The organism is Shewanella sp. SG44-6 (assembly GCF_014164185.1).
In the GTDB taxonomy this organism is placed as follows: domain Bacteria; phylum Pseudomonadota; class Gammaproteobacteria; order Enterobacterales; family Shewanellaceae; genus Shewanella; species Shewanella vesiculosa.
Genome location: NZ_JACJER010000309.1, coordinates 1 through 638, shown reverse-complemented (window position 1 = coordinate 638; position 638 = coordinate 1). Strand labels below are relative to the sequence as shown.

General features: G+C 42.9%; 1 protein-coding gene. It reads left to right on the top strand.

Annotation, left to right across the window (positions count from 1 at the left end):
• Positions 1–638: group II intron maturase-specific domain-containing protein (locus H5185_RS22365; protein WP_259396290.1), on the top strand; the 638-nt coding region annotated here is incomplete at both ends.

Sequence of the window (638 nt, the reverse complement as noted above, 5' to 3'; positions counted from 1 at the left end):
ATGCTAATGACTCTTGCTGGACTTGAGCAGCGCATAAAGTCTACAGCACTCAAAAAGGGTGCCAGAGCCAACTTTATTGGATACGCCGACGATTTCGTCGTCACCTGCGCTTCAAAGGAAGTGCTCGAGAACGATATCAAACCGTTGATAGCTGATTTCTTAGCGGAAAGAGGCTTAACACTCTCCGAAGAGAAAACGCATATTACCCACATCAACAATGGTTTTGACTTCTTAGGGTTTAATCATAGGAAGTACAAAGGAAAATTGCTCATTAAACCGAGTAAATCCAACACGTTGTTGTTCTTAAGTAACCTGCGCGAACTCATCAAAAAGCACGCAACCATCCCTGTTAACGACCTTATCAAACTGATAAATCCGAAACTAAGGGGGTGGGCGAATTATTATCGTCATTGCGTTGCTAAACAAGTATTCGGGTATGTTGGGCACAAACTATTCTATTCGTTATGGCACTGGGCAGTAAGGCGCCATCCAACAAAGTCTAAGACTTGGGTAGCCCTTAAATACTTCATCAACCGAAAAGGCCAATGGCAATTTCACGGTTGGCAGAAGGTCAAGGATATGGATTGCCAATTCAATCTATTCCAAATAGCCAAAGTGCCTATTGAGAGACATGTGAA